Below are 6,497 nucleotides of genomic sequence, written 5' to 3' on the forward strand. Positions count from 1 at the left end.
CTATTCTCACGGCCTGCCCAAGGACAAGGACGGCAAGCCTGCCGAGAAGGACAAAGACGACAATCCGAACAAGCGCTTCTGGGGTACCGATCAGGATATCGATGCGTTCGGTCGCTTCATCGTCCGCTACATCACGGTCAACAAGCGCTGGAATTCACCGAAGTTCCTGTTCGGCGAATCCTACGGCACGTCGCGTTCGGCCGGCCTCGCACGCTATCTCGAAAACCATGGCGTCGCGCTCAACGGCGTCGTGCTGCTGTCGTCGATCCTGAACTACGCCTCGCGCATGCCGGGCCTCGACAACGACTACGTCAACCTGCTGCCGACCTTCGCGGCGATCGCCTGGTATCACAACAAGGTTCCGAACAAACCCGCGTCGCTGGAGCCGTTCGTCGAGGAAGTGCGTCAGTTTGCGCGCGGCGAATATTCGGTGGCGCTGGCCAAGGGCCAGGACCTGAGCCCCGCCGAGCGCGATGCGATCGCGCAAAAGCTGAGCCGCTACATCGGCTTGTCGCCACAGTATCTGAAGGATGCCAACCTGCGCGTCAGCCAGCCGCGCTTCCGCAAGGAACTGCTGCGCGACCAGCGCCGCACGCTCGGCCGCTTCGACGGCCGTTTCGAAGGCATCGACGCCGACGCGGCGGGTGAATCGCCCGAGTTCGATCCGTCGAGCACCGCGATCAGCGGCGCGTTCTTCTCCGCGATCAACGATTACCTCACGCGCGAACTGAAGTATCCGAGCGAGGTGCCGTACCGCATGAACGCCGGCGCGGCGATCGGCGAGTGGGACTGGCGGCATGCGATCCCCGGCTCGACGCGCAAGGTGCAGCTGCCGGCGATGGTCGGCGATCTGTCCGAGGCGATGCGCACCAATCCGCATCTCAAGGTGCTGTCGGCAAACGGCTGGTACGATCTGGCTACGCCGTTCTTCGCGACCGAGTACGATCTCGCCCATCTCGACATCGACCCGAGCTTGCGCAAGAACTTGAGCTTCAGCTACTACCCGTCGGGACACATGGTCTATCTCAACCTCGATGCGGTCAAGCAGATGAAGGGCGACCTCGCCCGCTTCTACGACAGCGCCCTGTCCAAATAGGAAAGCCGATGAACCTGCTTGTTCGCACCGCCGCCGCCGGCGTTCTGGGCCTCGCCATCATGACTAGCGCACACGCCAACGCATCGACCGAAAGCCGCGATCCGCACTCCTATGCGCAGCCCGACAAGGTGCGAGTGACCGCGCTCGACCTCGACCTGACGGTCTCGTTCGACAAGCACGTGCTGTCCGGCAGCGCGGTGCTCGATCTGGAATGGCTCGACCCCGCTGCGCGCGAACTCGTGCTCGACACCAGTGGTCTCAAGATCGAACGCGTCGAGGACATGAGCGGCAAGCCGAAATATCCGCCGCTCGAATTCCAGCTCGACAAGCCCGACCCGATGCTGGGCTCTGCGTTGCGCATCAAGATGCCGCGGCAGGCGAAGCGCGTGGTCATCGCCTATTCGACCAGCCCCGATGCCGCCGGCCTGCAGTGGCTCGACCCGAGCCAGACCGCAGGCAAGAAACATCCGTTCGTCTATTCGCAGTCCGAATCGATCGCCGGACGCAGCTGGATTCCGCTGCAGGACACGCCGCAGGTGCGCTTCTCCTACACCGCGCACGTCACCACGCCGAAAGCTCTGCGCGCGGTGATGAGCGCGAACAACGATGCGAAGCATGCGCTCGATGGTGACTTCCGCTTCGCGATGCCGCAGAAGATTCCCTCGTACCTGCTCGCGCTCGCGATCGGCGATATCGCGGTCAAGGAAATTGGCCCGCGCAGCGCCGTCTATGCCGAGCCGGAAACGGTCGCCGCAGCGGCGAAGGAGTTCGACGATATCGAGAAGATGATCGTCACCACGGAAAAACTCTACGGCCCGTATCGCTGGGACCGCTACGACATCCTCGTGCTGCCGCCGTCGTTTCCGTTCGGCGGCATGGAGAATCCGCGCCTGACGTTCGCCACGCCGACGATCATCGCCGGCGACAAATCACTCGTCAGCGTGATCGCGCACGAGCTCGCGCATTCCTGGTCGGGCAACCTCGTCACCAACGCGGCGTGGAAGCACGTCTGGCTCAATGAGGGTTTCACCACCTACGTGCAGGGCCGCATCGTCGAGGCCGTCTACGGCAAGCAGCAGGCCGACGAGGAATTCCTCGTCGCCGCGAACGAGCTGAAGAAGGAATTCGCCACGGCCAAGCCGGCCGAGCAGCTGCTCGTGCCCGACCTGACCGGCAAGGACGCGGACGATTCGCTCAGTGACGTGCCGTACACGAAGGGCTCGTGGTTCCTGCAGTATCTCGAAGGCAAGTTCGGCCACGATACATTCGATGCGTTCCTGCGCGGCTACTTCGACCACTTCGCCTTCCAGAGCATCACCACGGACCAGTTCGTCGATTATCTGAAAGCGAACCTGCTGGACAAAACTCCCGGCAAGGTCAGCATGGACGAGGTCAATGCGTGGCTGCATCAGCCCGGCATTCCGGCCGATGCGCCGCTGCCATCGTCGAGCGCATTCGCGGCACAGGACGAGCTGCGCGAGCAGTTCGTCGCTGGCAAGATCGATGCGGCCAAGCTCGATGCGAAAAGCTGGCGCACGCAGGAATGGCAGTACTTTCTCGACCGGCTACCGCCGAAGCTCAGCCCGGCGCAGATGAAGGCGCTCGACGATGCCTATCACCTGACCGGCACGCACAACGCCGAGATCGCATTCCGCTGGTATCGCCTCGCGATCGGCAGCGGCTACGAGGCCGCTTATCCGGCGATGCGCGAACACATGCTGCGCATCGGCCGTCGCATCCTCGTCGTGCCGCTGTATAGCGAACTGGCGAAAACGCCCAAGGGCAAGGCGCTGGCCGAGAAGATCTACGCCGAGGCCAAGCCCGGCTATCACCCGATGACGCGCGCGGCGGTGGAGAAGGCGCTGCAGGAGCCGGGAAGGCGGCGCTAGTCGGGGAGTCGCAGGGGCGCGATTCATCGCGCCCGATTCTCCCGGTGTGCAATGGCAGCGGGTTCGACCGCTTTCGCGCGAGGCGCGCGAAAGCCGAACCCCTGCGAACGCCGCGTTCAGTCCAACGAATAGCCGAACTGCTGCTTGAACTGATCAGCGAACTCGGCGTAGGTGAAGCGCTGGTTCTGCGTGCCGGGGTGCTCGATCTTGAGCGTGCCCATCAGCGAGGCGATGCGGCCCGTGGTCGGCCAATCCATACCTCGCGTGAGCCCGAAGATAAGTCCTGCCCGGTATGCATCTCCGCAGCCGGTCGGATCGACGATGCGGCGTTCGTGGCCCGGCGGGATCACGTGCTGGTTCTTGCCCTCGTGCACGATCGAACCCTTCGGGCCCTGGGTGACGATGTAGGCCTTCACGCGCGAGGCGATGTCATCGGCGCTCCAGCCGGTGCGCGTCTGCAGCAGCTGCGACTCGTAGTCGTTGACGATCGCGTAGTCGGCCTGCTCGATCATCGTGCGGAATTCTTCGCCGTTGAACAGTGGCATGGCCTGGCCCGGATCGAAGATGAAAGGGATGCCCTTCTCGGCGAACTCGCGCGCGTGCTGCAGCATGCCGTCGCGGCTGTCGGGCGCGACGATGCCAAACGTCACGCCCTCGACGTCCTTCACGTGGTGCTCATGCGAATTGAGCATTGCGCCCGGATGGAAGGCGGTGATCTGGTTGTTGTCCATGTCCGTGGTGATGAAGCACTGCGGCGTGAACAGTTCGTCGTAGACGAGCACGTGGTCGAGGCGGATGCCGCAACGCTGCAGGTGCTCGCGGTACGGGCCGAAGTCCTGACCGACCGCGCCGAACGGAATCGGATCGTCGCCGAGCAGCTTGAGGTTGTAGGCGATGTTGCCCGCGCAGCCGCCGAACTCGCGGCGCATGCGCGGCACGAGGAACGACACGTTCAGGATATGCACCTTGTCGGGCAGGATGTGATTCCGGAACTGGTCCTGGAACACCATGATGGTGTCGTAGGCGAGCGAACCGCAGATCAATGCAGACATGTAGCAACTCCCAAAGAATCGAATTCGTTTCTGTTGTCTTTCCCGCAGCCTGCAGGAAATGACCTATTTTAATTTTTCCCGCAACAGCGTGTTGAGCTGCTGGGGATTGGCTTGGCCGCGCGTGCGCTTCATCACCTGGCCGACGAAGAACTGCAGCAGCTTTTCGTTGCCGCCGCGGAAATCGGCGAGCTGGGTCGGATATTCGGCGAGCACCGCATCGATCGCCGCGGCGAGCGCGCCCGAATCGGAAATCTGCTTGAGGCCGCGCTTCTCGATCACCTCGTCGGCGCTGCCTTCCCCGGCCCACATCGCGCCGAACACGTCCTTGGCGATCTTGCCGGAGATGACGCCCTCGCGCACGCGCGCGAGCAGCTGCGCGAGCGCGGGCGCGGAGACGCGCGATTGCTCGATGGCCAGCGCCGCTTCGTTGAGCGCGGCAGAGACTTCGCCGAGCGTCCAGTTAGCGGCGAGCTTCGCCTCGCCGGGCAGCGTGCCCAGCACGGCTTCGAAGTAATCGGCTGTCGCGCGGTCGGCGCAGAGTTGCGCTGCGTCGATCTCGGGAAGGCCGAGCACGTCGACATAGCGCATGCGCCGTGCCTCGGGCAGTTCGGGCATCGTCGCCTTCACCGCGGCGATGTCGTCGGCCGTCACCGCGAGCGGCGGCAGGTCGGGGTCGGGGAAGTAGCGGTAGTCGTTGGCGTCTTCCTTGCCGCGCATCGGCCGCGTCTGGTGGCGCGCGGGATCGTAGAGGCGCGTCTCTTGCACGATCGTCTCGCCGTTTTCGAGCGCGCGGATCTGGCGCTCGATTTCGTATTCGATCGCCTTCTCGACGAAACGGAAGCTGTTGACGTTCTTGATCTCGGTGCGCGTGCCGAGTTTTTCCGAACTGGCCGGGCGCACCGACACGTTCGCATCGCAGCGGAACGAACCTTCCTGCATGCTGCCGTCGCAGACGCCGAGCCAGCGCACGAGCGTGTGCACGGTGCGCATGTAGGCCACCGCTTCGGCGGCCGAATACAGCACGGGCTTGGAGACGATTTCGAGCAGCGGCGTGCCGGCGCGGTTGAGATCGATGCCGGTCGCGCCATGGAATTCCTCGTGCAGCGACTTGCCCGCGTCCTCTTCCAGATGCGCGCGTTCGATCGCGACCTCGATCGTGCGGCCGTCGTCGAGACGCACGGCGAGCTTGCCCTCGGCGACCACGGGCAGCTCGTACTGGCTGATCTGGTAGCCCTTGGGCAGGTCGGGATAGAAGTAGTTCTTGCGCGCGAACACGCTGTGCGGCGCGATGCGCGCGTTGATCGCGAGGCCGAAGCGGATCGCCTTGTCGAGCGCGGCGCGGTTCGGCACCGGCAGTGTGCCGGGCAGGGCGATGTCGACGAGACCGGTGTGCGTGTTCGGCTCCGCGCCGTAGGCGGTCGACGCGCCTGAGAACAGCTTGGCCTGCGTCGACAGCTGTGCGTGGATTTCGAGGCCGATCACCGGCTGCCAGTTTCCGTAGGCGCTCATGCCACGCCCTCCGGTTTCTGCGCATGCCAGTCGGTTGCGAGCTGCAGTTGATGCGCGGCGTTGAGCAGGCGCGCTTCGGCGAGTGCCGGCGCGACCAATTGCAGGCCGACCGGCAGGTTCTCGCTGAAACCCGCGGGCAGGGAGATCGCCGGCAGACCGGCAAGGTTAACGGCAACCGTGTTGACGTCGGCGGCATACATGGCGAGCGGATCGGACGACTTCTCGCCGATCTTGAACGCGACGCTCGGCGTGGTCGGTCCGGCGATCACATCGACCGACTTGAACGCTTCGCTGAAATCGTTCGCGATCAGGCGGCGCACTCGCTGCGCGCGCAGATAGTAGGCATCGTAGTAGCCGGCCGAGAGCGCATAGGTACCGACGAGGATGCGGCGCTTCACTTCCGCGCCAAAGCCTTCGGCACGCGTGCGCGTATACAGGTCTTCGAGCGACTTCGGCTCCTTCGCTGCGTAGCCGTAGCGCACGCCGTCGTAGCGCGCGAGATTGCTCGATGCTTCGGCTGGCGCAATCACGTAGTAGGCCGGAATCGCGAGCGCGGCGTTCGGCAGCGAGATATCGACCAATGTCGCACCAAGCTTCTCGTATTGCTTGAGCGCCGCTTGCACGGCCGCGCCGACGCCCGCGTCGATGCCGGCGCCGAAGTATTCGCGCGCAACGCCGATGCGCAGGCCGGCCAAAGGTTTCGCCAGCGCGCCGACATAGTCGTCCACCGGTTGATTCGCACTTGTCGCATCACGTGCGTCATGGCCTGCCATCGCGGCGAGCACATGCGCGCAGTCCTCGGCGCTGCGCGCGAGCACGCTCGCGGTGTCGAGGCTCGACGCGAACGCGATCATGCCGAAACGCGAGACGCGGCCGTAAGTCGGTTTCAGACCGGTGATGCCGCAGAACGCGGCCGGCTGGCGGATCGAGCCGCCCGTGTCGGTGCCGGTC

The 6,497-nt window shown here is 64.5% G+C and carries 5 protein-coding genes; 2 read left to right on the plus strand and 3 right to left on the minus strand.

The window, feature by feature from the left end; all coding sequences use genetic code 11:
• On the plus strand, positions 1-1,096 hold a 1,096-nt coding region (locus VF497_RS08120), incomplete at its 5' end, for a peptidase S10 (RefSeq protein WP_330887500.1).
• An 8-nt stretch (positions 1,097-1,104) separates the two neighbouring features.
• On the plus strand, positions 1,105-2,985 hold the full coding sequence (locus VF497_RS08125; protein WP_330887502.1) for a M1 family metallopeptidase: 1,881 nt from the start codon (positions 1,105-1,107) through the stop codon (positions 2,983-2,985).
• 116 nt (positions 2,986-3,101) lie between these two features.
• On the opposite strand, the gene VF497_RS08130 is transcribed toward VF497_RS08125, so the two are convergent.
• The 3 genes from VF497_RS08130 to VF497_RS08140 all read right to left on the minus strand — a co-directional run.
• Positions 3,102-4,037, minus strand: coding sequence for a carbohydrate kinase family protein (locus VF497_RS08130; protein WP_330887504.1), 936 nt, complete (start codon positions 4,035-4,037; stop codon positions 3,102-3,104).
• Positions 4,038-4,100: 63 nt separating this feature from the next.
• Positions 4,101-5,546, minus strand: coding sequence for an Asp-tRNA(Asn)/Glu-tRNA(Gln) amidotransferase subunit GatB (gene gatB, locus VF497_RS08135; RefSeq protein ID WP_330887506.1), 1,446 nt, complete (start codon positions 5,544-5,546; stop codon positions 4,101-4,103).
• The coding region (locus VF497_RS08140) for an amidase family protein (protein ID WP_330887508.1) at positions 5,543-6,497 on the minus strand (955 nt) is incomplete at its 5' end. The genes gatB and VF497_RS08140, both read right to left, overlap by 4 nt.

The organism is Rudaea sp., assembly GCF_036383415.1.
Lineage (GTDB): Bacteria > Pseudomonadota > Gammaproteobacteria > Xanthomonadales > Rhodanobacteraceae > Rudaea.